Annotated in this window: 21 protein-coding genes and 1 tRNA gene; 13 read left to right on the top strand and 9 right to left on the bottom strand. The window is 71.3% G+C overall.

Annotated features, from left to right (window positions below):
- Both MKK60_RS15975 and MKK60_RS15970 read right to left on the bottom strand, forming a co-directional pair.
- Nucleotides 1-321 (bottom strand): hypothetical protein, encoded by a 321-nt coding sequence (locus tag MKK60_RS15975; protein WP_147843247.1) that lies wholly within the window; start codon nucleotides 319-321, stop codon nucleotides 1-3.
- Between the two features lie 77 nt (nucleotides 322-398).
- Nucleotides 399-1,280 carry a sulfite oxidase heme-binding subunit YedZ gene (locus tag MKK60_RS15970; protein WP_243987145.1) on the bottom strand — a complete coding sequence of 294 codons (882 nt, stop codon included), beginning with the start codon at nucleotides 1,278-1,280 and terminating at the stop codon, nucleotides 399-401.
- A 203-nt stretch (nucleotides 1,281-1,483) separates the two neighbouring features.
- Between MKK60_RS15970 and MKK60_RS15965 the strand changes: the two genes are divergently transcribed.
- Nucleotides 1,484-2,503, top strand: a complete 1,020-nt coding sequence (locus MKK60_RS15965) for an aldo/keto reductase (protein ID WP_243987143.1) — start codon at nucleotides 1,484-1,486, stop codon at nucleotides 2,501-2,503.
- Between the two features lie 131 nt (nucleotides 2,504-2,634).
- Nucleotides 2,635-3,756: a DUF2336 domain-containing protein gene (locus MKK60_RS15960; protein ID WP_243987133.1), complete on the top strand. Its 1,122-nt coding sequence runs from the start codon at nucleotides 2,635-2,637 to the stop codon at nucleotides 3,754-3,756.
- A gap of 71 nt (nucleotides 3,757-3,827) precedes the next feature.
- On the opposite strand, the gene MKK60_RS15955 is transcribed toward MKK60_RS15960, so the two are convergent.
- Nucleotides 3,828-4,166: a hypothetical protein gene (locus tag MKK60_RS15955; RefSeq protein ID WP_243987131.1), complete on the bottom strand. Its 339-nt coding sequence runs from the start codon at nucleotides 4,164-4,166 to the stop codon at nucleotides 3,828-3,830.
- Between the two features lie 322 nt (nucleotides 4,167-4,488).
- Between MKK60_RS15955 and MKK60_RS15950 the strand changes: the two genes are divergently transcribed.
- Genes MKK60_RS15950 through MKK60_RS15940 form a run of 3 tightly spaced genes read left to right on the top strand, consistent with a single transcriptional unit; the run spans nucleotide 4,489 to nucleotide 7,534 of the window.
- Nucleotides 4,489-6,384, top strand: coding sequence for a PAS domain-containing sensor histidine kinase (locus MKK60_RS15950; protein WP_243987129.1), 1,896 nt, complete (start codon nucleotides 4,489-4,491; stop codon nucleotides 6,382-6,384).
- Nucleotides 6,385-6,416: 32 nt separating this feature from the next.
- Entirely contained in the window at nucleotides 6,417-7,136 is a 720-nt protein-coding gene (locus MKK60_RS15945) for a peptidoglycan-binding domain-containing protein (RefSeq protein ID WP_243987309.1), read from the top strand.
- A gap of 56 nt (nucleotides 7,137-7,192) precedes the next feature.
- The gene (locus MKK60_RS15940; RefSeq protein WP_243987127.1) at nucleotides 7,193-7,534 is read left to right on the top strand and encodes a DUF1491 family protein; all 342 of its coding nucleotides are present in this window, start codon (nucleotides 7,193-7,195) and stop codon (nucleotides 7,532-7,534) included.
- A gap of 43 nt (nucleotides 7,535-7,577) precedes the next feature.
- On the opposite strand, the gene gltX is transcribed toward MKK60_RS15940, so the two are convergent.
- The gene (gltX, locus tag MKK60_RS15935) at nucleotides 7,578-8,921 is read right to left on the bottom strand and encodes a glutamate--tRNA ligase (RefSeq protein ID WP_243987125.1); all 1,344 of its coding nucleotides are present in this window, start codon (nucleotides 8,919-8,921) and stop codon (nucleotides 7,578-7,580) included.
- Between the two features lie 173 nt (nucleotides 8,922-9,094).
- Between gltX and MKK60_RS15930 the strand changes: the two genes are divergently transcribed.
- Together MKK60_RS15930 and MKK60_RS15925 are read left to right on the top strand one after the other, a co-directional pair.
- The gene (locus MKK60_RS15930) at nucleotides 9,095-9,403 is read left to right on the top strand and encodes a hypothetical protein (RefSeq protein WP_147728608.1); all 309 of its coding nucleotides are present in this window, start codon (nucleotides 9,095-9,097) and stop codon (nucleotides 9,401-9,403) included.
- Nucleotides 9,404-9,579: 176 nt separating this feature from the next.
- Nucleotides 9,580-9,654, top strand: a tRNA-Val gene (locus MKK60_RS15925).
- Between the two features lie 129 nt (nucleotides 9,655-9,783).
- Here the strand turns inward: MKK60_RS15925 and MKK60_RS15920 are convergent.
- Both MKK60_RS15920 and MKK60_RS15915 read right to left on the bottom strand, forming a co-directional pair.
- Complete coding sequence (locus MKK60_RS15920; RefSeq protein ID WP_147728610.1) at nucleotides 9,784-10,695, bottom strand: neutral zinc metallopeptidase; 912 nt, start codon at nucleotides 10,693-10,695, stop codon at nucleotides 9,784-9,786.
- Between the two features lie 87 nt (nucleotides 10,696-10,782).
- The gene (locus MKK60_RS15915) at nucleotides 10,783-11,679 is read right to left on the bottom strand and encodes a uracil-DNA glycosylase family protein (RefSeq protein ID WP_243987307.1); all 897 of its coding nucleotides are present in this window, start codon (nucleotides 11,677-11,679) and stop codon (nucleotides 10,783-10,785) included.
- A gap of 228 nt (nucleotides 11,680-11,907) precedes the next feature.
- Between MKK60_RS15915 and MKK60_RS15910 the strand changes: the two genes are divergently transcribed.
- The 3 genes from MKK60_RS15910 (at nucleotide 11,908) to MKK60_RS15900 (ending at nucleotide 16,713) form a co-directional block, all read left to right on the top strand.
- Entirely contained in the window at nucleotides 11,908-13,581 is a 1,674-nt protein-coding gene (locus MKK60_RS15910) for an electron transfer flavoprotein-ubiquinone oxidoreductase (protein WP_243987123.1), read from the top strand.
- A gap of 277 nt (nucleotides 13,582-13,858) precedes the next feature.
- Nucleotides 13,859-15,727, top strand: coding sequence for a tetratricopeptide repeat protein (locus MKK60_RS15905; RefSeq protein ID WP_243987304.1), 1,869 nt, complete (start codon nucleotides 13,859-13,861; stop codon nucleotides 15,725-15,727).
- Nucleotides 15,728-15,837: 110 nt separating this feature from the next.
- Nucleotides 15,838-16,713 carry a 4-(cytidine 5'-diphospho)-2-C-methyl-D-erythritol kinase gene (locus tag MKK60_RS15900; RefSeq protein WP_243987121.1) on the top strand — a complete coding sequence of 292 codons (876 nt, stop codon included), beginning with the start codon at nucleotides 15,838-15,840 and terminating at the stop codon, nucleotides 16,711-16,713.
- 59 nt (nucleotides 16,714-16,772) lie between these two features.
- On the opposite strand, the gene MKK60_RS15895 is transcribed toward MKK60_RS15900, so the two are convergent.
- A complete protein-coding gene (locus MKK60_RS15895) occupies nucleotides 16,773-17,795 on the bottom strand; it encodes a polyprenyl synthetase family protein (protein WP_147725412.1) in 1,023 nt (340 codons plus the stop codon).
- A 161-nt stretch (nucleotides 17,796-17,956) separates the two neighbouring features.
- Here MKK60_RS15895 and MKK60_RS15890 point away from each other — a divergent pair, with 161 nt between their 5' ends.
- Together MKK60_RS15890 and MKK60_RS15885 are read left to right on the top strand one after the other, a co-directional pair.
- Nucleotides 17,957-18,187, top strand: coding sequence for a DUF2007 domain-containing protein (locus tag MKK60_RS15890; RefSeq protein ID WP_243987120.1), 231 nt, complete (start codon nucleotides 17,957-17,959; stop codon nucleotides 18,185-18,187).
- Nucleotides 18,188-18,189: 2 nt separating this feature from the next.
- Nucleotides 18,190-18,939: a tRNA1(Val) (adenine(37)-N6)-methyltransferase gene (locus MKK60_RS15885; protein ID WP_243987118.1), complete on the top strand. Its 750-nt coding sequence runs from the start codon at nucleotides 18,190-18,192 to the stop codon at nucleotides 18,937-18,939.
- A 72-nt stretch (nucleotides 18,940-19,011) separates the two neighbouring features.
- On the opposite strand, the gene MKK60_RS15880 is transcribed toward MKK60_RS15885, so the two are convergent.
- Nucleotides 19,012-19,266, bottom strand: coding sequence for a hypothetical protein (locus MKK60_RS15880; RefSeq protein ID WP_187275371.1), 255 nt, complete (start codon nucleotides 19,264-19,266; stop codon nucleotides 19,012-19,014).
- Between the two features lie 228 nt (nucleotides 19,267-19,494).
- On the opposite strand from MKK60_RS15880, the gene MKK60_RS15875 reads away from it, so the two are divergent.
- Nucleotides 19,495-20,349: a S49 family peptidase gene (locus tag MKK60_RS15875; protein WP_243987117.1), complete on the top strand. Its 855-nt coding sequence runs from the start codon at nucleotides 19,495-19,497 to the stop codon at nucleotides 20,347-20,349.
- Between the two features lie 45 nt (nucleotides 20,350-20,394).
- On the opposite strand, the gene MKK60_RS15870 is transcribed toward MKK60_RS15875, so the two are convergent.
- Nucleotides 20,395-20,658 (bottom strand): hypothetical protein, encoded by a 264-nt coding sequence (locus MKK60_RS15870; RefSeq protein WP_147725407.1) that lies wholly within the window; start codon nucleotides 20,656-20,658, stop codon nucleotides 20,395-20,397.
- Nucleotides 20,659-20,668: the final 10 nt, after the last annotated feature.

Genomic DNA, 20,668 nt, shown 5'->3' with positions numbered 1-20,668 from the left:
CTACTGCATCGACTTCACTTCGCACTGCGCGTAATCGGCGCTCGCCTTCACGTAGGCGTTGAGCTTCTGCACGTAGCCTTCCGCGATCGGCCGGAACGCCTGGAGCTGCAGGTTGTAGGCCTTGATCGCGTCGTTGTAGCTGTAGGCCTCCCAGCCGGGGCACCCGCCCTTGGCATCGAGGCAGGCGGGTTTCGCCGGCAGGGCCGGCTTCTCCGGCTTGGCCGAGGCGGGCGGCGCCTCCGGCAGCGGGCAGGCGGCGAGCGCCGCGCCGGGGCAGACCAGCGCGAGGACGAGCGAGGATCGGCTCAGGAAACCGCGCATGGACAGGTCGAGCTCCGTTCGGCCCGCCGCGGGGCCGCGCCGGGTTGTGCGTCAGCGTGCCGGCGGGAGCAAGGCGCCTATGCGGCCGGCTGGACGCGCTGCGGACGGCCCGCCCGCGGCGCCGGCGCCTTCGCACCCGGCGGCACGCGCACGAGGGCGACGACGGGCAGCGTCAGGCCGGCCGCGAGGACCCACCAGGCCGGGCGGATCACGTCGGAAAAGTCGAGGTTGGCGCCGAGCACGAGGTCGGCCGGGATGCCGCTCTTGATCCCGTACCAGGCCGCCTCGATGCCCGCGGTCGCGAGGGCGGCGGCAACGGCGAGCAGCGCGAGCGACCACGGCCGCATCGGCAGCCTGAACCGTTGCATCAGGCGCCAGCCCATCAGCAGCACGAACAGCCCGGTCCAGAACACCGGATCGGAGACGTCGATCTTCGATTGCAGAAAGTAGTGCAGCAGCCCGAGGATGCCGATCGCGTAGGCCGCCTTGTGCAGGCGCGACCAGCTCGCGCCCATCCGCCGGATCGCGGCGTCGGTCGAGGTCGCCCCGAGGGCGATGAGGCCGACGAGCGCGACGAAGCCGATCGTGAGGTAGAACCGCAGCGCGATCTCGGAGACGACCTTGGCGAGGTCGAAGTTCTGGTCGACCACGTACAGCGCGAGATGCGCCAGCGCGTAGGCCGCCGTGGTCACGCCGAGCAGGCGCCGGACGTTGATCAGCTTCGGCCAGTTCGCCACCCGCCGCAGCGGCGTGACCGCGAGGGAGGCCAGCAGGAAGCGGATCGTCCACTCGCCGGTGCCGTGGATCAGCGCCGTGATCGGCTTCGGCCCGAGCGCGTTCGTCGCGTAGGCGCCGGCGAGGTAGACGGCCGGGGCGACGGCGATCAGGAACGCGACGAGCTTCAGGAGCGAGAGGCGTCCGGCGCGGTCGAGCCAGGGCAGCGGCAGGGCGTGGGACATCTCGGCTCTTCGCATGCGGTGTCGATGACGGTCAGCGGCCCGGTCGGCCGGCACGGCGCGGGGAGCGCACGCGACCCATTCGCCGCGATGTGCCTCCGGTTACGGGCACGGGCCATTCCCGGTTCCGAACCTGCGACGACGGTTGACCCTCCGCGATCCCGGCCGAGATACCCCCGCAACCCCACGACGCAGGACCGCTTCCGATGGATTACCGCACGCTCGGCCGCTCGGGCCTCAAGGTCTCGCCGATCTGCCTCGGCACGATGATGTTCGGCGGTGCCACCGACGAGGCCGATTCCGCGCGCATCGTCGCGAGCGCCCGGGATGCGGGCGTCAACTTCATCGACACCGCCGACGTCTACAATTCCGGCGCCTCGGAAGCGATCACCGGCCGCGCGATCGCGACGGATCGGCATGCCTGGGTGCTGGCCACCAAGGTCGCCAACCCGATGGGCGACGGGCCGAACGATCGCGGCCTGTCGCGCGTCCACGTCCTTCGCGCCGCCGAGGAGAGCCTGCGCCGGCTCGGGACCGACTTCATCGACATCTACTACCTCCACAAGGAGGACCACGCGACGCCGCTCGACGAGACCGTGCGGGCGATGGAGACCCTGGTTCGCCAGGGCAAGATCCGGCACTTCGGGGTCTCGAACCACCGTTCCTGGCGGATCGCCGAGATCTGCCGCCTGTGCGACGCCTACGGCATCGACCGGCCGGTGGTGAGCCAGCCGTACTACAACGCGCTCAACCGCATGCCCGAGACCGAGCACCTGCCGGCCTGCGCGCATTTCGGCCTCGGCGTGGTGCCGTACTCGCCGCTCGCCCGCGGCGTGCTGACCGGCAAGTACGATCCCGACGCGCCGCCGCCGGCCGACACCCGCGCCGGCCGCCAGGACGCGCGGATGATGCAGACGGAATGGCGCCCGGAATCGCTGCGCATCGCCCGCACCCTGAAGGACCATGCCGAGGTGCGCGGCATCACCGCCGGGCAGTTCGCCTTTGCCTGGGTGATGAACAACCGCGCCGTGACCGCGGTGATCGCCGGCCCGCGGACCATGGAACAATGGACCGACTACCTCGGCGGGCTCGACTATCGCTTCACGCCCGAGGACGAGGCCCTGGTCGACGGCCTCGTCGTGACCGGCCATCCCTCGACGCCCGGCTACAACGATCCGGCCTACCCGATCGAGGGCCGGGTGACGGTGAGCGGCACGAAGGTCTGAGGCGGATCGGCCTCGTGCCGATCCGATCTTGGCGCAGGACGACACGTCGCTTCGGCGAGCGGCTTAAAGGTCGATTCACGCAAACGACCCTAGCGTGATGGTCGATCCAGTTCCTGCGTATCCGAAGTGCCATGCCCCCATCCGTCGAGGTCGCGCCCGACCTGTCCGGGCTGATCGAACTGTCGCGCATCGCGCATCTCGACCTGAAGCCCGTCATCCTGCGGGTCCAGACCGATCTGTTCGTGCAGGCGGCCAACCGCGACAAGTCGGAGCTCGAATCCTTCGCCTCGCTCGCCGGCGGTCTGATCCCGATCGTCGATGAGGAGACGGCGGCGATCGTTGCGGAGAAGCTCGCGCCCTTCGCCGACACGCCGCAATCCGTCCTCGCCACGCTGGCCGCCCGCGGCGGACGCGTCCGCGACATCGTGCTGGGGTCGGCGGTGACGCTTTCGCCCGCCCTGATCGATGCCGCGCTCCTCGACGGTGCCGATCTCGGCTCGGCGATGGCTGGCCGACCCGGCCTCCCCCGCGCGGTGATCGCCGAGCTGGCGCAGCGCGGCGATCCGGCGATTGACAGGGCGCTTGCCGGCAATCTCGGGATCACGCTCCGCGGCGGCGACGTCCGGCACCTCGTCGGCCGCGGCCGGACCGATCCGGACCTCGCTGGCCTCCTGCTCGCCCGCCCGGATCTCGCCGCCGGCGAGCTCGCTCCGCTCTACCTGCACGCCGACCCGATCCGGCGCGACGCGATCCGCGAGGCGATCGCCGCCACGGCCGCGCTTCGCCCCTGCCCGCCCCCGCCGCGCGATCTTGGCGGCATGCTGCTCGGCCTCTCCGCCGCCCACGACGTCCCGGGCTTCCTCGCCGCCCTGTCGGACGGGCTCGGGCTGCCGGCGAATTTCCTGCGCAGCGCGCCCGACGCCGGCTCGCGCTACGACCTGCTCACGCTGTGCCTGCGCGCCGCCGACCTCCACGAGGAGGAGGCGGTCTACGTCTTCCTGACCCTCGACGAGGCGGTCTCGCGCTCGGCCGAGCGGGTGTTCGAGCTCGTCCGCCTGTTTCGGACCACCGATCGTCCCGCCGCCCGCGACCTGCTCTCGGCGATCCTCGACCGGCCGCTGCGCGAGCGCAGCGGCGCGTCCGACGCCCACCAGCCGCACCATGCGCCGGACACGGGCAAGATCCGGCAGGCCGCGGCCGAGCGGCCGGCGAACCGGACGCCCCTGCCGATGCGGGCTCGGAAGTCGTCCTGAGATCGGCCGGCGCCGGCCGCCGGCTCGGGCTCACGCACTCCGCGTCGTCGTATCGTCCAGCACGAACGGCCTCAGCGCCCCTCCGATCCCCGCCACGGAGCCTTGCGATCGGCATCCGCGAGGGTGTCGCGCGAGGCGGCCTGCGGACCGACGTGCCGGCCGAGCTCGGCCATGGCCTCCTGCGCCAGGCGCTGCCGGGACTCCGCCGGCATCGCGCTCCAGGCGGCCGTGGCGGACCCGACCGTGGCGAGCAACGTCGATCCCGTCGCGGGCGCCGGGAACGCCGCGTCGCGCGGACCGGCCATCTCGGGTGCGGACGGAACGCTCGCGCGTGTCCCCGGCTGGTCGCGGGTGGCCGCGAGGTACGACAACGCGCCGATCACCAGGGCGGCTCGCAGCAGGAACGACATGGACGGTGATCCGGGAAGCGTGCGGGTCGAAGACGCCCGAGGGTGGGGCCGTTTTCCTGAATCCAACGTCAACCGATCGCCTAAAAGGCATTCGATGGTGAACGAGCCCCGACGGGGACACCCTGCGCGTAGTCACGGTTACGTTGTGGAAAGCATCCCGGCCATCGCGGGCCGACGCGCAACACTCGTTTAAGCCGGGTCTGCGAGGGTCGGGATCTAGTCGTTCGTCACCGAACCGGGGGGCGCGAAGGCCGAGTATTGCCAGGCATGCCGCGTTGTTGGCCGTCCTGGTCTTGGGTCTTGTGCGTTGCGCGTATCTGTCTTGCGTATTCAACACCGGCTGCCCGCGCTGCTCGACGCCCGCCTCGCGAGCTTCGTGCATGAATCGGCGATCGAGGATGCCAGCGTGCGCTTCCGCCACGAGCGCTTCCTCGTGTCGCGCCTCGCCACCGGCGCGGTGATGATGGCCGGCCTGCCGCCCTACCTGCTGTGGCGCGGCGTGCCGTCGGGCATCGAGGTCCTGGCGATCGCCAGCCTGTTCCTGCCCGTGCTCGCCGCCGTCCTGCTCTCGCGCACCGGCTCGCTGTGGATCGCGCACGCCGTCTCGTCGGCCGGCCTCACCGGCCTCGTCGTGTGCCTCGCCAGCCTCACCGGCGGCGTGCAGTCGGCCGCCGCGATCTGGCTCGTGGCGATCCCGCTCGAGGCGGTGGTCTCCGGCTCGAAGCGCGCCACCGTCGCGGCGTCGCTGCTCGCGATGGTCGGCGTCCTCTGCGTGGCGTTCACCGGATCGTGGATCATCACGAGCCCGACCATGGCGCTGTCGGCCTCCGTCGCGATGCCGGTCTTCGCCATCACCGCGATCGGCCACGTCGCCGCGCAGGTGCTGGAGCAGATGCGCAACGAGGGCCAGTGGCGCAAGCGCATGCGGGACAACGAGGCCCGCGACCGGATGCTGCTCGCGGCCATCGACGACCTCGTGACCTGGCACGACGTCAACGGCCGGGTGATCGAGGCGTCGGCCTCGGCCGAGACGCTCGTCGGCACTGATGCGATGCGCCTGCGCGGCCACGGCCTGCTCGAGCGGGTGCACGTGGCCGACCGCCCCGCCTTCCTCCAGGCGATCAGCGATGTCGCGGCTCTGGGCAAGCCGGCGACGGTGCAGCTGCGCCTCAACGTCGACCCGACCGCCCGGCGCCAGGACGGCGCGCGGCTGATCCATGTCGAGATGCGCGCCCACCGGATCGCGCAGTCGCCGTCGGGCCCGGTCGGCGTCGTCGCGGTGACCCGCGACGTGACCGAGCATCGCCGCCACGCCGAGGAGCTCGAGCGCGCCCGCGCCGAGGCAGAGCGCGCCGACGAGGTCAAGAGCCGGTTCCTGGCCAACGTCACCCACGAGCTGCGCACGCCCCTGAACGCTATCATCGGCTTCTCCGAGGTCCTGGCCGGCGAAGGCGCGGTCGTGCTCGCACCGGAGCGGGCGCGGGAATATGCCGGCATCATCGGCGCCTCGGGCCAGCACCTGCTCAGCGTCGTCAACACGCTGCTCGACATGAGCCGGATCCAAAGCGGCAACTTCGACTACGCGCCCGAGCTGGTCGACGCGGCGGCGCTGACGCGCAGCTGCTGCGACCTGATGAAGCTCAAGGCCGATGCGGTCGGCGTCGTGCTCGCGCAGGTCGCCGAGCCCGGCCCGATCGAGATCACCGCCGATTCGCGCGCCTGCCGTCAGGTGCTGATCAACCTGATCTCGAACGCGGTGAAGTTCACGCCAGCCGGCGGCCGCGTCGAGGTGGCGCTGCGCCGGACCGCGGCCGGCCTCGACCTGATCGTCTCGGATACCGGCATCGGCATCCGCGAGGCCGACCTGCCGCGACTCGGAACGCCGTTCTTCCAGGCCGGCTCCGGCGGCTACAAGCGCACCCACGAGGGCACCGGCCTCGGCCTCTCGGTGGTGCAGGGCCTCGTCGGCCTGCACGGCGGCATGATCGCGATCGAGAGCGCGCCGGATGCCGGGACCACGGTCACCGTCAGCCTGCCGAGGGCCTGCCGGTCGGCCGAGAGCCCGGTCGGCACCGCGCCGCTCACCGCCCGGGTTCGCCCGGCCGGCAGGGCTTCGGCCAACGGCGCCGTGGTGCGGCTGCCGCTCGGCCTGTTCGACACCGGGCCGACGGTGGTGCGGGAGATCGACGATCCCGCGCGCCTGCGCCGCGTCGGCTGATCGAAACGCAACGGGGAGACAGAATGTCCGAGATGCGCGACCATCGCGAGATCACCGTCGCCGGAGACGCCCGCAGCGCCCGCCCGGCCAAGGCCCCCCGCCGCCCGGCGCAGCGCCGGCCCGCCGCCGACGTGTCGGAATGGCGGATGATGCTCGGCGCCGTCGCCAGCGGGACGTTCCGGATGTGCCGGCGCAATCCCGGCGCGCTGTTCGGCGGCGTGGTCGCGTTCGGCGCGGTGGTGGTCGTCTCGATGAACGCCCTCGGCTACCAGAACGGGCGCCACCCGGCCCCGATCCTGCCGAAGATCGCGATCCGCCAAGATGCGATGAGCAAGGATGCGGCGAGCAAGGATGCCGCGAGAAAGGACCCCGCCGCGAGGTCGGCGCCTGAGAAGGTCGCCGATGCCGACCGGCCGGCCGAGACGGCGCGCACGCCTCTCAAGGCAGCAGAGGCCGCTAGGCCCGCCGCCCGCGATCCGATCGCCGACCTGATCCGATCCGACGAGACGACCGCTTCGGTGACGCCCAAGAGTGCCGTCGCGCCGCCCAAGCCGCAGCCGGCGGTGATGCAGGCGCAGAAGGCCTTGTCGAAGCTCGGCTACGGCCCGCTCAAGGCCGACGGGCTGATGGGAGCGACCACCCGCGCGGCGATCGAGAAGTTCGAGCGCGACCGCAAGCTGCCGGTGAAGGGCGAGGCCGCCGGCCGCACGCTTCGCGAGCTCGCCGCCCGCGCGGCCCTGCCCCCGGCCTGATTGCATCGCGGTCCGGCGCGGCGCATGCCCGGCGCGCATCCGCACCGGGAGGGTCCATGCCGCGCCTGCGCTCCGATTTCTGGGTTTCGGCCCATCTGCGGCGACTGGCCGTCGAGGGGATCTCCGCGGTGCAGCGCCGCCGGGGCGCGGCGGAGGCCGGCGCGATCTTCGTCAAGGTCGATCGCCTCGACGGCCGCGCCGACCTCTACGGGCCGGCGCCGCAAGCGCTGTTCAAGGACGAGGATACCGGCGGGCGTCGCTTCGTGGCGATGGTTCCGGAGGGCACGCCGCTTGATGCGGAGGAGCGCCTGACCAAGGAGATCCGGTTCGATTCCGACCTGTGGATCATCGAGATCGACGATCGCGAGGGCCGCCATCTCCTCGATCTCGCCGAGTAGAGCCGGCCGACGTTTTTCCAGGATCCGCCCGGGAGGCGGCGTCTCAGGCGGTCTCTCCGGCGAGCCGTCGCCCGGCGCGGTCCCGGCCGATCAGCGGCAGCAGGCCCGCAAGGTCGGGCCCGTGCTCCAGCCCCGTGAGCGCCAGGCGCAGCGGCATGAACAGCGCCTTGCCCTTGGCGCCGGTCCGCTCGCGGATCGTCGTCGTCCAGGCCTTCCAGGTTTCGGGTCCGTAGGGTTCGGGCGGAAGGGTGTCGAGGGCCGCCGCCGTCACGGCGGCGTCTGCGATCACCGGTGTCACCGGCCCGGCCACCACCCCCCACCAGTCCCGGACCTCGTCGATCCTGTGCAGGTTGGCCCGCACCGCGAGCCACAGCGGCTCGGCGGCCGCGGCCGGGATGCCGAGCGCGTCCAGGCGCTCGGCGGCGTCGGCGAAGGGCATCGCGTGCAGGATGCGGGCGTTGAGCCCGTCGAGCTCGTGCGGGTCGAACTTGGCCGGCGCCCGCGAGATGTGGGCGAGGTCGACGAGGCCGGCGAGCTCGTCCAGCGTCGCGACGGCGCGGACCGCCTCCGCCGATCCGGTCAGCACGGCGAGCGAGCGGACGGCGGCCGGCTCGTAGCCCGCCTCGCGCAAGGACCGCAGCGAGAGGTGGCCGAGGCGCTTGGAAAGCCCCTCCCCGTCCGCCGTGGTCAGCAGGTTGTGGTGGCCGAAGATCGGCAGCGTCTCCGCCAGCGCCTCGAAGATCTGCACCTGAACGCCGGTGTTGGTGACGTGGTCTTCGCCGCGGATCACGTGGGTGACGCCGAGGTCGGCGTCGTCGACCACCGAGGGCAGCGTGTAGAGGTAGCTGCCGTCGGCCCGCACCAGCACCGGGTCCGAGAGCGAGGCGCAGTCGACATGGGCCTCGCCGCGGACGAGGTCGTCCCAGGCGACGACGCGCGGCTCGAGCTTGAAGCGCCAATACGGGATGCGGCCCTCGGCCTCCATCGCCGCCCGCTCGTTGGCGGTGAGCGCGAGGGCGGCGCGGTCGTAGATCGGCGGCAGGCCGCGGCCGAGCTGGCGCTTGCGCCGCCGCTCCAGCTCCTCCGACGTCTCGTAGCATGGATAGAGCCGGCCGAGCGCCTTCAACCTGTTGGCGGCCGCGTGGTAGATCGCGGTCCGGTCGGATTGGCGGGCGCGTAGATCCGGCACGATGCCGAGCCAGGCGAGGTCGGTCTCGATCGCCTCGGCGAAGGCCTCGGTCGAGCGTTCGCGGTCGGTGTCGTCCAGCCGGAGCAGGAAGCGGCCGCCGCGCGCGCGGGCGAACAGCGCGTTCAGCAGCGCCGGGCGCGCATTGCCGATGTGGAGGAAGCCGGTCGGAGACGGCGCGAAGCGGACGAGAGGAGCCATGCTGGGCTCATAACCCCCAATCGACCTGCTCGGCCACAGCCCGTCGGACGGAGGGAGCCGCACGCCCCGCGAGGACCGACGGAAACGCGCGCCGGGTTTCGCGGTTGAAGACCTGTGTCGTTCGACCGGCTGCGCGCAGCGCGGCGTCCACTATCCAGGGAGATCACCCTCCGATGCGATCGATTCTCCTCGCCACCGTCGTCGCCGCGGCGACGCCGGCCTTCGCCCAGAGCAACGCACCGGCACCGATCCGCCAGCCGAACCCGCCTCAGCAGGTCGCGCCGGGCACGCCGCCGGGCACCGTCGCGGTTCCGGGTGGCGCTACCAACAGCGGCTCCGGGGCCGGCGCCGTGGTTGCGCCGACCGGCACCGGCGCGGCGACGGTCACGACGGATTCCGCGGCGGGCGGCAACGCCGACCAGCCCGAGCGCGGCGTTCCCCAGATGGGCCGCGGCGGCGGCGGCAACGCCGGCGGCCAGTAGGGCGCGAGGCGGTTTTCCGATCGGAGCCGGCGCGGCCGTCGACATTGGTGGGCGGTCGCGCCGGTTCTGCAGCTTGACGCCGCCGCCTACCCCGCCCTAGAAGGCCCTCGTCCCGGGATCGAAGGCGCCAGCGCCGGTCGCCCCGGTCGCGGCGACGGCGAGTCGCCGCGCGGTACGGACGGTTAGCACAGCGGTAGTGCGTTCCCTTCACACGGGAAAGGTCGCAGGTTCGATCCCTGCACCGTCCACCATTCTCTCCCGCATCGCCGTCACGGCATGGTTCGACGCGGGGCGAGCGCTCGTGCGTGCTAGCCCGAGCGCTCGGAATCGTCGGGAGCCGCATCGCTTCCCCCGCAGAGGAGGGAGCAAGCTGGCGAGGGTCAGTTGTTTGCGGTCCGGAACGTGTCGCAGGACTTCGTCTGGCCGCTCTTGTAGCCGTTCATGAACCAGCGCTGGCGCTGCTCGGACGAGCCGTGGGTGAACGAATCCGGCACGGCGTAGCCTTGGCTCTGCTTCTGCAGCTTGTCGTCGCCGATCGCGCTCGCCGCGTTCATCGCCTCGTCGATGTCGCCCTGCTCGAGCGCGTTGTACTTGTCGTTGGAGTTCTTGGCCCAGACACCGGCGAGGCAGTCGGCCATCAGCTCGATCCGCACGGAAAGCGCGTTGGCGTCTCGCTTCGAGGACGCCTGCTGCTGCCGGGCCTGAACCTTGCCGAGAATGCCGAGGACGTCCTGCACGTGGTGGCCGACCTCGTGAGCGATGACGTAGGCGTAGGCGAAGTCGCCCTTCACGCCGAACTTCTGCTCCATCTCCTTGAAGAAGCCCGTGTCGAGATAGACCTTCTTGTCGAGCGGGCAGTAGAACGGGCCCATCGCGGCCTGGGCCGAGCCACAGCCGCTGCGGGTGCCGCCGGTGTAGAGCACCATCGTCGTTGGGGTGTACTGCTTGCCGGTCTGGTTCGGCAGGATCTGGCTCCATACGTCCTCGGTGTTGCCGAGGATCTTGGAGGCGAAGCGGCCGCTGTCGTCGGTCGGCGCGGTCTTGCGGCGCGTCTGGGTCTGCGGATCGGCCGGTTCCTCGCGCTGGCTGCCGCCGCCACGGGTGATCTGCTCGGCGCCCCCCATCAGGATCGCCGGGTTGATGCCCGTGACCCAGCTGATGATCAGGATGACGACGATCGCGCCGATGCCGAGGCCGCCGGCGCCGCCGCCCGGGAAGCCCATCCCACCACCGCCGCCCTCGCCGCGACGATCCTCGACGTTGTCCGAACTCCGAAAATCGTCCCAGCGCATGGTCTCGACCGCCACTCGTTCTCACGACGCCGTTATCGCGAGTCGCAGGGTAATGACACAGGCCGAAGGACGGTTCCGCCGGAACGGTCAAGCTTTTCCGTCGAGTGCGGTGCGCAAAAGCCGGAAATCGCGCCAGGCGAGCCGCTTCTGCATCGGCTGCCGCAGCAGGTAGGCCGGGTGCAGGGTGGCGAGGGCCCGCACGGTGCGGTGAGGCATCGCGTAGGGGTAGAACCGCCCGCGCGCCTTCAGGATGCCGTCCTTGGTGCCGGTGATCGCCTTCGTCGCCGGGCTGCCGAGGCAGACGATGATGTCGGGGTCGGCCAGCTCGATCTGGCGCTCCAGGAAGGGCCGGCACACGGCCAGTTCCTGGATCGTCGGCTCGCGGTTGCCCGGCGGACGCCACGGCACCACGTTGGCGACGTAGGCCTTGGTCCGGTCGAGGCCGATCGCCGCCATCATCCGGTCGAGCAGCTGGCCCGAGCGACCCATGAACGGCTTGCCGATGCGGTCCTCGTCGGCGCCGGGCGCCTCGCCGATGAACATCAGCTTCGCGGCCGGATTGCCGTCGGCGAAGACGAGGTTCTTCGCGGTGAACTTCAGCGGGCAGGCGTCGAAGGTCGCCATCAACGCCTCGAGCTCCTCGAGCGTCCCGACATCCTTCGCCCGTGCCCGCGCATCGATCGCCGCATCCTCGGGCTTTGCCGATGCCGACTGCCCGTAGGTACGCGGCGGAGCCTTCTTGGGCGCCGGCGGCGGATCGCCCCGCGGCGGCAGCTCGCGGCGCGGCGCTTCCGGCTGTTCCCGGCGCGGCGCGTCCACCTGCGCCTCGCGCACGGGCGCGCTGCGACGCAGGGTCGGCGCCGGGGTGTCGGCTTCCCGGAAGCGGTCGTGGGGCGCCTCGTCGAGGGCGAGGTCGACGCCGCTCTCCACATGGAAATCGAGGTACGCGATCAGGTCGCGCTGTGCGTCCGCCGACGAGGTCATGAGCATCATGTGGGGCTTCGCACGCCTGTGGACAACGCGGCATTCCGGTCGGCGTCAGGCCGCGACGCTGCGCAACTTGGCCGCTCCCGCGCCCGATCCCCTGCCAGCAGCGGCTTGCCAACCTACATTGGAACGGGTTCAGAACGACGGCAACGGCGCATCGAACGATCGGACGGCGGAGACGCACGGTCCGCGCGCACGAACGAGACACGGCAGGAGACGACAGGCATGGCGCATCCCGAACGCGAGGGTATGGATTTCGACGTGGTCGTCGTCGGCGCGGGGCCGGCCGGGCTCGCCGCCGCCATCCGCCTGAAGCAGCACGCGCTCGAAAGCGGCGACGAGGTCAACGTGGTCGTCGTGGAGAAGGGCTCCGAGGTCGGCGCCCACATCCTGTCGGGCGCCGTGATCGACCCGTCGGGCCTCGACGTCCTCGTGCCGGACTGGCGCGACGATCCCGAGCGGCCGCTGAAGACCGCGGTGGAGCGCGACGAGTTCCTGTTCCTGACCAAGAACAGCGGCGTCACCCTGCCGAACCTGTTCTTCCCGAAGTTCATGTCGAACCACGGCAACTTCGTCGGCTCGCTCTCGAACGTGACCAAGTACCTCGGCGCGAAGGCCGAGGCGCTCGGCGTCGAGATCTATCCCGGCTTTCCGGCCTCCGAGGTGCTCTACGACGACCGGGGCGTCGTCGTCGGCGTCGCCACCGGCGACCTCGGCATCGCCAAGTCGGGCGAGCCGCGCGACGACTACACCCGCGGCATGGAGCTGCGCGGCAAGTATGTGATCTTCGGCGAGGGGGCGCGCGGCTCGCTGACCAAGACGGTGATCGACCGGTTCCAGCTCAACCGGCACAGCGACCACCAGAAGTACGGGCTCGGCGTGAAGGAGCTGTGGCAGCTCGCGCCCGGCAAGTTCGAGCCGGGCCTGGTGCGGCACTCGATGGGCTGGCCGCTGCCGAACAAGGCCGGCGGCGGCTCGTGGCTCTACCACTTCGACGACCACCTGCTTTCGGTCGGCTTCGTCACGCACCTGAACTACGAGAACCCGACCCTGTCGCCGTTCGAGGAGTTCCAGCGCTTCAAGACCCACCCGATGATCCGCGAGGTGTTCGAGGGCGCCAAGCGCATCGGCTACGGCGCCCGCGCGATCATGGAAGGCGGATGGCAATCGGTGCCGAAGCTCGTCTTCCCCGGCGGTTGCCTCGTCGGCGATTCCGCCGGCTTCGTGAACGTGCCGCGCATCAAGGGCTCGCACAACGCGGTGCTCTCCGGGATGCAGGCGGCCGACGCCATCGCCGCCGCGCTGAAGGCCGGGCGCCAGGGCGACGAGCTCACCGCCTACGATGCCGGCTGGCGCGACAGCGCGATCGGCACCGACCTCAAGGCGGTCCGCAACGTCAAGCCGCTGTGGTCGCGCTACGGCACGCTCGCGGGCGTGGGCTTGGGCGGCCTCGACATGTGGTCCAACACCCTGCTGAACGCCTCGATCTTCGGCACGCTGAAGCACGGCAAGCCCGACTACGCCTGCACCAAGCCGATCTCCGAGGTGACGCCGATCGTCTACCCGAAGCCCGACGGCAAGCTCACCTTCGACCGGCTGTCCTCGGTCTACCTCTCGAACACCAACCACGAGGAGGACCAGCCGGCCCACCTTCAGGTCAAGGACATGGGCCTGCAGAAGACCTCCGAGCACGACGTGTTCGGCGGGCCCTCCGCGCGCTACTGCCCGGCGGGCGTCTACGAGTGGGTCGAGGATGCGGCCGCCGGCGACGGCGTGCGCTACCAGATCAACGCGCAGAACTGCGTCCACTGCAAGACCTGCGATATCAAGGACCCCAACCAGAACATCAACTGGATGACGCCGGAGGGACCTGGCGGGCCGAACTACCCCAACATGTGATCGGATCGATCCGCCTCGTCCGCTCCGCGCGATCCACGTCGCGCGGAGCGGATTCGCTCGGCGAACCCGCTTCGCGGGAACCGGACGCGCGAGCCGAAAGGGTCGTCCGTCGGGGCCTGGAACGATCGAATCGCGGCGGGTCCGGCGGCGTCCGGCGGTCGGGCCCGCGCCATCCTTTCGCCTTGCGGGCATGGCGGGAAGAGTCCAGTGTCCCCGCCGAATTCGGCGCCGCCTGGCCGCGATGGGCAGGCGCCCGCAGGAGCCGTGAACGGTGCCCATGACCGATGTCCGTCCCCGCCGCACCCGCACGGTGCTCGCCCTGACGCTCGCCGCGAGCGTCTCGCTCGGCGGACAAGCGTTCGCGATGCAGCCGCGCGAATCCAGCCCGATGTCGGAGTACGAGCCGGCGGAGTCGCTTGAGGGCAACTTCCTCTCGGCCTACATCGCCGGGGCCTCCCGCGACACCGCGGCGGCGGCGAGCTTCTACCGCGAGGCGGTGAAGGCCGATCCGCGCAACACCGATCTGCTCGAGCGGGCCTTCGTCTCGCTGCTCGCCGACGGCGCCCTGCCCGACGCGTTCCGCGCGGCCGAGCGCCTCGTCAACCGCGACTCGACCAACGGGCTGGCGCAGCTGTCGCTCGGCGTGCGCCAGATCAAGGCCGGCCAGTGGGCCGCCGCCCGCCAGAATTTTTCGCGCAGCGGGCGCGGGGCCGCCGCCGACCTCACCGCGACGCTCCTCACCGCCTGGGCCTATGCGGGTGCCGGCGACGGCAAGCGCGCCCTCGAGACCGTGAGCAAGCTCAAGGGCGAGCGCTACTACAACACCTTCCGCGACTATCATGCCGGCCTGATCGCCAGCGTCACCGGCGACCAGGCCGAGGCGGAGCGCCGCCTCAAGGCGGCCTACGACGCCGACAAGAACACCCTGCGCATCGTCGACGCCTACGCACGGTTCGAGGCCAATGCCGGCCGCACCGACCTCGCGATCCAGGCCTATACCGACTTCGACGCCCTGATGCCGCGCCACCCGATCGTGCGCGACGCCCTCGACAAGCTGAAGGCCGGCAAGCCGCTCGCCCGCCTCGTCACCACGGCGCAGGAAGGCGCCGGCGAGGTCCTGTACGGGCTCGGCTCGGCCGGATCGACGCAGGGCGACGAGCTGCCGGCGGTGGTCTACCTCCGGCTCGCCCTCTACCTCGCCCCCGAGCATGCGCTGGCGCGCCTGACGCTCGCCGACACCCTCGACCGGATGAAGCAGCCGGAGAAGGCGAACGAGGCCTACGCCCAGATCCCGGCGACGTCGCCGCTGAAGCTCAACGCCGACATCCAGATCGGCCTCAACCTCGAGCAGGCCGGCAAGGGCGACGAGGCGCTGCAGTACCTCGACGCCGCGATGAAGGCGCATCCCGACGACATCGACGTCATCACCGCGCTCGGCAACGTGCAGCGCTCGCGCAAGAAGTACGAGGAGGCGGCCGAGACCTACAGCCGCGCGATCGCGCTCATCGGCGACCGGCCGCAGGCGAACTTCTGGACGACCTACTATTTCCGCGGCACCGCCTACGAGCGCGCCAAGCAATGGCCGAAGGCCGAGGCCGACCTGAAGAAGGCCCTGGATCTCGTGCCGGCGAGCCAGCCGGCGGCGAAGGCGCAGGTGCTGAACTATCTCGGCTATTCCTGGGTCGACCAGAAGATCAACATCGACGACGCCTTCAAGCTGCTGAAGCAGGCGGCCGACGCCAGCCCGCGCGACGGCATGATCGTCGACAGCCTCGGCTGGGCCTATTTCCGCCTCGGGCGCTGGGACGACGCGGTGCGCGAGCTCGAGAAGGCCGTGGAGCTGAAGCCGGGCGACCCGACCATCAACGACCACCTCGGCGACGCCTACTGGCGCTCCGGCCGGCGCCTCGAAGGCAAGTTCCAGTGGCAGCACGCCAAGGACCTGAACCCCGAGCCCGACGACCTCGTGCAGATCAACGAGAAGCTGAAGAACGGCCTGCCCGACACCGACAAGCCGACCGCCACGGCGGAGAACCCGCCGGCTCCGGTTGCCGCGCCGCACAACGCCGAGAACCCGGAACTGCCGAAGGGCGCCCCGGCCCCGAGCGAGGCGCCGGGCTCGGCCGACAAGAAGAGCGGCGGCTGAGCACAGTCAGTTAGAAGACGAACCGATCATGCCGGCTGCCGCGCAAGGCAGCCGGCTTTTCTTTGCGACGCATCCTCAAGGGCGTCGCGGGCACCGTTCGAAGACACACGATGGCTTTGCTCACCACCCGCGCTCCGGCGAAGATCAACCTGACCCTGCACGTGCTCGGGCGTCGCCCCGGCGACGGCTACCACGTGCTGGAAAGCCTGGTGGCGTTCGCCGGCGTCGGCGATGCGCTGACGCTGGATCCCGGCCCGGAGCTGTCGCTCTCGGTGAGCGGCCCCACCGCGGGACCGGCCGGCCCGACCGGCGACAACCTCGTCGTGCGGGCGACACGGCATCTCGCGGAGGCGATGCCGGATCTCAGGCTCGGCGCGTTCGATCTCGTCAAGCGGCTGCCGGTGGCGGCGGGGATCGGCGGAGGGTCGTCGGATGCGGCCGCGGCGCTGCGCCTGCTCGCGGAGCTGAACGGCCTGCCCCTCGACCATCCGGCGGTGATCGCCGCCGCGCGGGCCACCGGGGCCGACGTGCCGGTCTGCCTCGATCCGCGGGCCCGCATGATGCGCGGCGCCGGCGAGGAGATCGGCCCGGCGCTCGGGATGCAGCCGTTCCCGGCGGTGCTGATCAACCCCGGCGTGCCGGTGCCGACGGCACCGGTGTTCAAGGCGCTCGGCCTCCGGGTCGGCGATCGCTTGAACGGCACGCCCCATCCCGGGATCGGCCCGGAATCCGGGGTCGAGGCTCTGGTCGCGGCGATCGGGCCGGCGCGCAACGACCTCGAAGCCCCGGCGCTCACCGTGGCGCCGGCGATCGGCACCGCGCTCGCGGCGCTCCGCACCCAGGCGGGCTGCCGGCTCGCGCGGATGTCGGGTTCGGGCGCGACGGTGTTCGCGGTCTTCGCCGATCGTCATTCGGCGTCGCGGGCCGCGTGCGCCATCGGTTCGACGCAGCCGACGTGGTGGACGGTCGCGACCTACCTGCGCTGACGGACGGGCGGAAGCGTCGAGAGGATCTGTGAAGTGGTTGGAGGGCCGCCGCGTGCGGATCAGTGGACGCGCGAAACGCAGAAATCCACGACCTGCAGCAGCGCCGACTTCATCGGGCTTTCGGGGAAGGGATCGAGCGCATCCCGTGCCAGCGTGCCGTAGTCGCGCGCGCGGGCGACCGTCTCCTCGAGGGCGTGGTGCCGCCGCAGGATCGCGTGCGCGGTCTCGAGATCGCCGTCTTCCAGCGCACCCTGCTCCAGAGTCCGGCGCCAGAAGGCGCGCTCCTCCTCGGTGCCGCGGCGGACGGCGAGCACGATCGGCAGGGTGATCTTGCCTTCGCGAAAATCGTCGCCGACGTTCTTGCCGAGCGCTGCGCTGGTGCCGCCGTAGTCGAGCACGTCGTCGATGAGCTGAAAGGCGATGCCGAGGTTCATGCCGTAGGCGCGGCAGGCCTCCTGCTCGGCGACCGGGCGCCCGGCGAGGACCGGACCGACCTCGCAGGCGGCGGCGAACAGCTCCGCGGTCTTGGCACGGATCACCGCGAGGTACGCGTCCTCCGAGGTGCCGGTGTTCTTGGCGGCGGTGAGCTGCATGACCTCGCCCTCGGCGATCACCGTCGCGGCGGCCGAGAGGATGTCGAGGGCGCGCAGGGAGCCGACCTCGACCATCATCCGGAACGCTTGCCCAAGCAGGAAGTCGCCGACGAGCACGCTCGCCTCGTTGCCCCACTTGATCCGCGCCGCGACCCGACCGCGGCGCATGTCGCTGCCGTCCACCACGTCGTCGTGCAGCAGGGTCGCGGTGTGCATGAACTCGACGCTGGCGGCGAGCTTCACGTCCCCGTCGTGGCCGGAATAGCCGCAGAGGTCGGCGCTCGCCAGGGTCAGGATCGGGCGCAGGCGCTTGCCGCCGGAATCGATCAGATGGTTGGCGACCTCGGGGATCATCGCCACGTCGGAACCGGTGCGCGACAGGATCTGGGCGTTCACCCGCTCCATGCCGCCCGACACCAGGGCCACGAGGTCGGCGAGGCTCGCTTCCGCGTCGGGGCGGCCTTCTTCGATGGAAACGACGACACCCAAGGTCCGATGCCTCCAGACCGATTTCGACTGCAGCGCGCGATGCGCCACCCCTTCGCATGCGCTTGAGGGCACCGCAACATGCGTCCGCGAAACCGGATATGGTGCCGGCGCACGCCAGCGCGCACGCGACGAAAGCGCCCTCCACCGGGAACAGGGTTGTGATGACCGAGCTGATCCGCACCAACGACATCGTCCTGATCGGCTTCGCGCAATCGCTGCTCGAAGGCGCCGACATCCCGGTGCTCGTCGCCGACAACCACATGAGCCTGATGGAGGGCTCGATCGGCGCCTTCCCCCGGCGCCTGCTGGTGCCCGGCGATCATGCCGCGCAGGCGCGCCGGCTCCTGCGCGACGCCGGGCTCGCGCACGAGCTTCGCGATGCGAACCGCTGATCATGGCCGAGGTGCCGGACGACTTTCTCGGCGGAACCCTGCGCCTGCTGCAGCCGCCGCGCGGCAGCCATCGAGCCGGGACCGACGCGGTCCTGCTGGCGCGGTGGATCGAGCCGAAGCCGGGCGACGTCGTCTGCGACGTCGGGGCCGGGACGGGGGCGGTCGGGCTCGCCGTCGGCATCCGCGAACCCGGCAGCCGCATCGTGCTGGTCGAGCGCGCGCCCGAGATCGCCGCGCTGGCGCGCCGGAACGCCGAGCTGAACGCGCTGGCCGACCGGGTGACGGTGGTCGAGGCCGACGTGCTCGCCTCCGGTGCCGATCGCCGCAGCGCCGGCCTCGCAACGGGTTGCGCCGACATCGTGCTCACCAACCCGCCGTTCTTCGAGGCGGGACGTCACCGCCCGTCGCCGGACGCGGGCAAGGCCGCCGCCCACGACTTCCCTGTGGGCGGGTTGGAGCGCTGGATCCGGACCTGCACCGACCTGCTTCGACCGGACGGTCGGCTCGGGTTGATCCACCGGGCCGACGCCCTGCCGCTTTGCCTCGAAGCCCTGCGCAACCGGTTCGGCGGCGTCGCGATCCGTCCGGTCCACGCCCGCGCCGAGCGTCCGGCGATCCGCATCCTCGTCCGCGCGACCAAGGGAAGCCGTGCCGCGCTCGAATTGCATCCGCCGCTCGTCCTGCAGGGGGCGGACGGCGGCTTCACCGCCGAGGCGGACGCCCTGCACCGTGGCCGGCCCTGGCCGGCGTGAAGGTGCATGCGGGGCAAATCATCCGCGACGCATGAAAAGAGAGGGCGTCCCGGACGCCCCCCTCGCAAAACCTCAGTAGAACCGCAGCCGGCGATGATGACCGTGATGGTGGTGGTGATGATGCCGGCGCCAGTGATGGTGACGGTGCCAGCGGTGATGCCGGTGCCAGCGATGGTGGCGATGCCAATGGCGGCGGCCGTGCCAGCGGGCATTCTGCACCAGCGGCGCGGCATCGTTCTGCGCGGCGGTGATCGGCACCGTCATCGGGGCGGCCTTCGCCGAGAGGCTCAGGCCCGTCGCGCCGCCGAGCAGCGCGAGCACGACCATCAGAAATCTCCAGGATCGCATCGAGACGTCCTCTCCTTACCTGTGGGACGGGCGAGGGGTCGGGCCCCGCCCGGGCGGAGAACGCTCCGCCGCGCCGGAAACGGCGGCCGGCGCGATTCGGTTCGATCGGCAGGCCGCGAAACGACGCGCCCTGCTCCGCAAGCCTTGCCGTGGGGCCGGCGATGACCACCTCCCACGACGCGGGCCTTCTCCCACCATCGGATCTCCATGTCCTTCGCCGTTCCGGATTTCGTGCGTGCGCTCCTTCCGGCGCGCTTTCGCAAGACGCGGTCGCGCGTCGCCGTGGTGCGCCTGAACGGCGCCATCGGCGCGGTCTCGCCGCTGCGCCCGGGCCTCTCGATCGCCACGGTCGCGGGCAGCCTGGAGCGCGCCTTCGCGATGCCGGGCGCGGTCGCCGTGGCGATCGTGATCAACTCGCCGGGCGGCGCGCCGGCGCAATCCCACCTGATCCACCGGCGCATCCGGGATCTCGCCGTGGAGAAGAACCTGCCGGTCTACGCCTTCGTCGAGGACGTGGCGGCGTCGGGCGGCTACATGATCGCCTGCGCGGCCGACACCATCGTCGCCGACCCGACCTCGGTGGTCGGCTCGATCGGCGTCGTCTCGGCCGGCTTCGGGTTCGACAAGCTGCTCGCGCGCATCGGCGTCGAGCGCCGCGTCCACACCCAGGGCGACGCCAAGGCGATGCTCGATCCGTTCCGGCCGGAGGACCCGGCCGACGTCGAACGCCTGCTGCGCATCCAGGCCGACGTGCAGGACCTGTTCACCGGTCTCGTCACGACGCGTCGCCCGACGTTGAGGTCCGGCGAGAACCTGTTCACGGGGGCGATCTGGACGGGACGGCAGGCTCTCGAGCTCGGGCTCGTCGACGCGGTCGGCGACATCCGCTCGACGCTGCGCGCCCGTTTCGGCGAGGACGTGGACCTGAGGCTGATCGCCGAGGCGAAGGGGTCGTTCGTCGCCCGCCTGCTGCGCCGCGGGGCGCCGGGCGGGATCGGCGTGGCCGACGAGGCCATCGCCGCGATCGAGGAGCGTGCGGCCTGGGCGCGTTACGGCCTGTGAGGCGACGTCGCGCGGAGGCCGCAAGGCCGCCACACGACGGCGCGCTCAGCGCGCGAGGCAGGCGGCGTCCGGCGTGCCGTACCCGCTGTAGACCACCCGCACCTTGCGGGTGCAGCCCTCGGCCTTGACGGCCGGCGCGGCGACGGGCGCCACCTCGACCGGCACCACCGCGACCGGCACGGCCACCGCCGAGACGTCGTCCACGGTGGCCAGCGCGCTGCTGGCGCTCATCACCAGCGGTGTCGCGACGAGCGAGGCGGCGACGAGGACCGCGAAGACGGTGACGTTCTTCTTGGCGAGGCTGCGCATGACTGTTGTT

The organism is Methylobacterium sp. J-092, from assembly GCF_022829325.1.
Lineage (GTDB): Bacteria > Pseudomonadota > Alphaproteobacteria > Rhizobiales > Beijerinckiaceae > Methylobacterium.
The sequence above is the reverse complement of the archived record's forward strand: the minus strand, read 5'-3'. Positions and strand labels throughout refer to the sequence as shown.

What these genes read in the sequence shown, in the direction of transcription:
- MKK60_RS15870 (WP_147725407.1), bottom strand. Translation starts at nt 20,658, where the DNA reads ATGCGCAGCCTCGCCAAGAAGAACGTCACCGTCTTCGCGGTCCTCGTC.
- MKK60_RS15920 (WP_147728610.1), bottom strand. Translation starts at nt 10,695, where the DNA reads ATGCGCTGGGACGATTTTCGGAGTTCGGACAACGTCGAGGATCGTCGC.
- MKK60_RS15970 (WP_243987145.1), bottom strand. Translation starts at nt 1,280, where the DNA reads ATGTCCCACGCCCTGCCGCTGCCCTGGCTCGACCGCGCCGGACGCCTC.
- MKK60_RS15900 (WP_243987121.1), top strand. Translation starts at nt 15,838, where the DNA reads ATGGCTTTGCTCACCACCCGCGCTCCGGCGAAGATCAACCTGACCCTG.
- gltX (WP_243987125.1), bottom strand. Translation starts at nt 8,921, where the DNA reads ATGGCTCCTCTCGTCCGCTTCGCGCCGTCTCCGACCGGCTTCCTCCAC.
- MKK60_RS15975 (WP_147843247.1), bottom strand. Translation starts at nt 321, where the DNA reads ATGCGCGGTTTCCTGAGCCGATCCTCGCTCGTCCTCGCGCTGGTCTGC.
- MKK60_RS15905 (WP_243987304.1), top strand. Translation starts at nt 13,859, where the DNA reads ATGACCGATGTCCGTCCCCGCCGCACCCGCACGGTGCTCGCCCTGACG.
- MKK60_RS15960 (WP_243987133.1), top strand. Translation starts at nt 2,635, where the DNA reads ATGCCCCCATCCGTCGAGGTCGCGCCCGACCTGTCCGGGCTGATCGAA.
- MKK60_RS15890 (WP_243987120.1), top strand. Translation starts at nt 17,957, where the DNA reads ATGACCGAGCTGATCCGCACCAACGACATCGTCCTGATCGGCTTCGCG.
- MKK60_RS15915 (WP_243987307.1), bottom strand. Translation starts at nt 11,679, where the DNA reads ATGACCTCGTCGGCGGACGCACAGCGCGACCTGATCGCGTACCTCGAT.
- MKK60_RS15955 (WP_243987131.1), bottom strand. Translation starts at nt 4,166, where the DNA reads ATGTCGTTCCTGCTGCGAGCCGCCCTGGTGATCGGCGCGTTGTCGTAC.
- MKK60_RS15880 (WP_187275371.1), bottom strand. Translation starts at nt 19,266, where the DNA reads ATGGTCGTGCTCGCGCTGCTCGGCGGCGCGACGGGCCTGAGCCTCTCG.
- MKK60_RS15940 (WP_243987127.1), top strand. Translation starts at nt 7,193, where the DNA reads ATGCCGCGCCTGCGCTCCGATTTCTGGGTTTCGGCCCATCTGCGGCGA.
- MKK60_RS15965 (WP_243987143.1), top strand. Translation starts at nt 1,484, where the DNA reads ATGGATTACCGCACGCTCGGCCGCTCGGGCCTCAAGGTCTCGCCGATC.
- MKK60_RS15885 (WP_243987118.1), top strand. Translation starts at nt 18,190, where the DNA reads ATGGCCGAGGTGCCGGACGACTTTCTCGGCGGAACCCTGCGCCTGCTG.
- MKK60_RS15910 (WP_243987123.1), top strand. Translation starts at nt 11,908, where the DNA reads ATGGCGCATCCCGAACGCGAGGGTATGGATTTCGACGTGGTCGTCGTC.
- MKK60_RS15930 (WP_147728608.1), top strand. Translation starts at nt 9,095, where the DNA reads ATGCGATCGATTCTCCTCGCCACCGTCGTCGCCGCGGCGACGCCGGCC.
- MKK60_RS15875 (WP_243987117.1), top strand. Translation starts at nt 19,495, where the DNA reads ATGTCCTTCGCCGTTCCGGATTTCGTGCGTGCGCTCCTTCCGGCGCGC.
- MKK60_RS15945 (WP_243987309.1), top strand. Translation starts at nt 6,417, where the DNA reads ATGCGCGACCATCGCGAGATCACCGTCGCCGGAGACGCCCGCAGCGCC.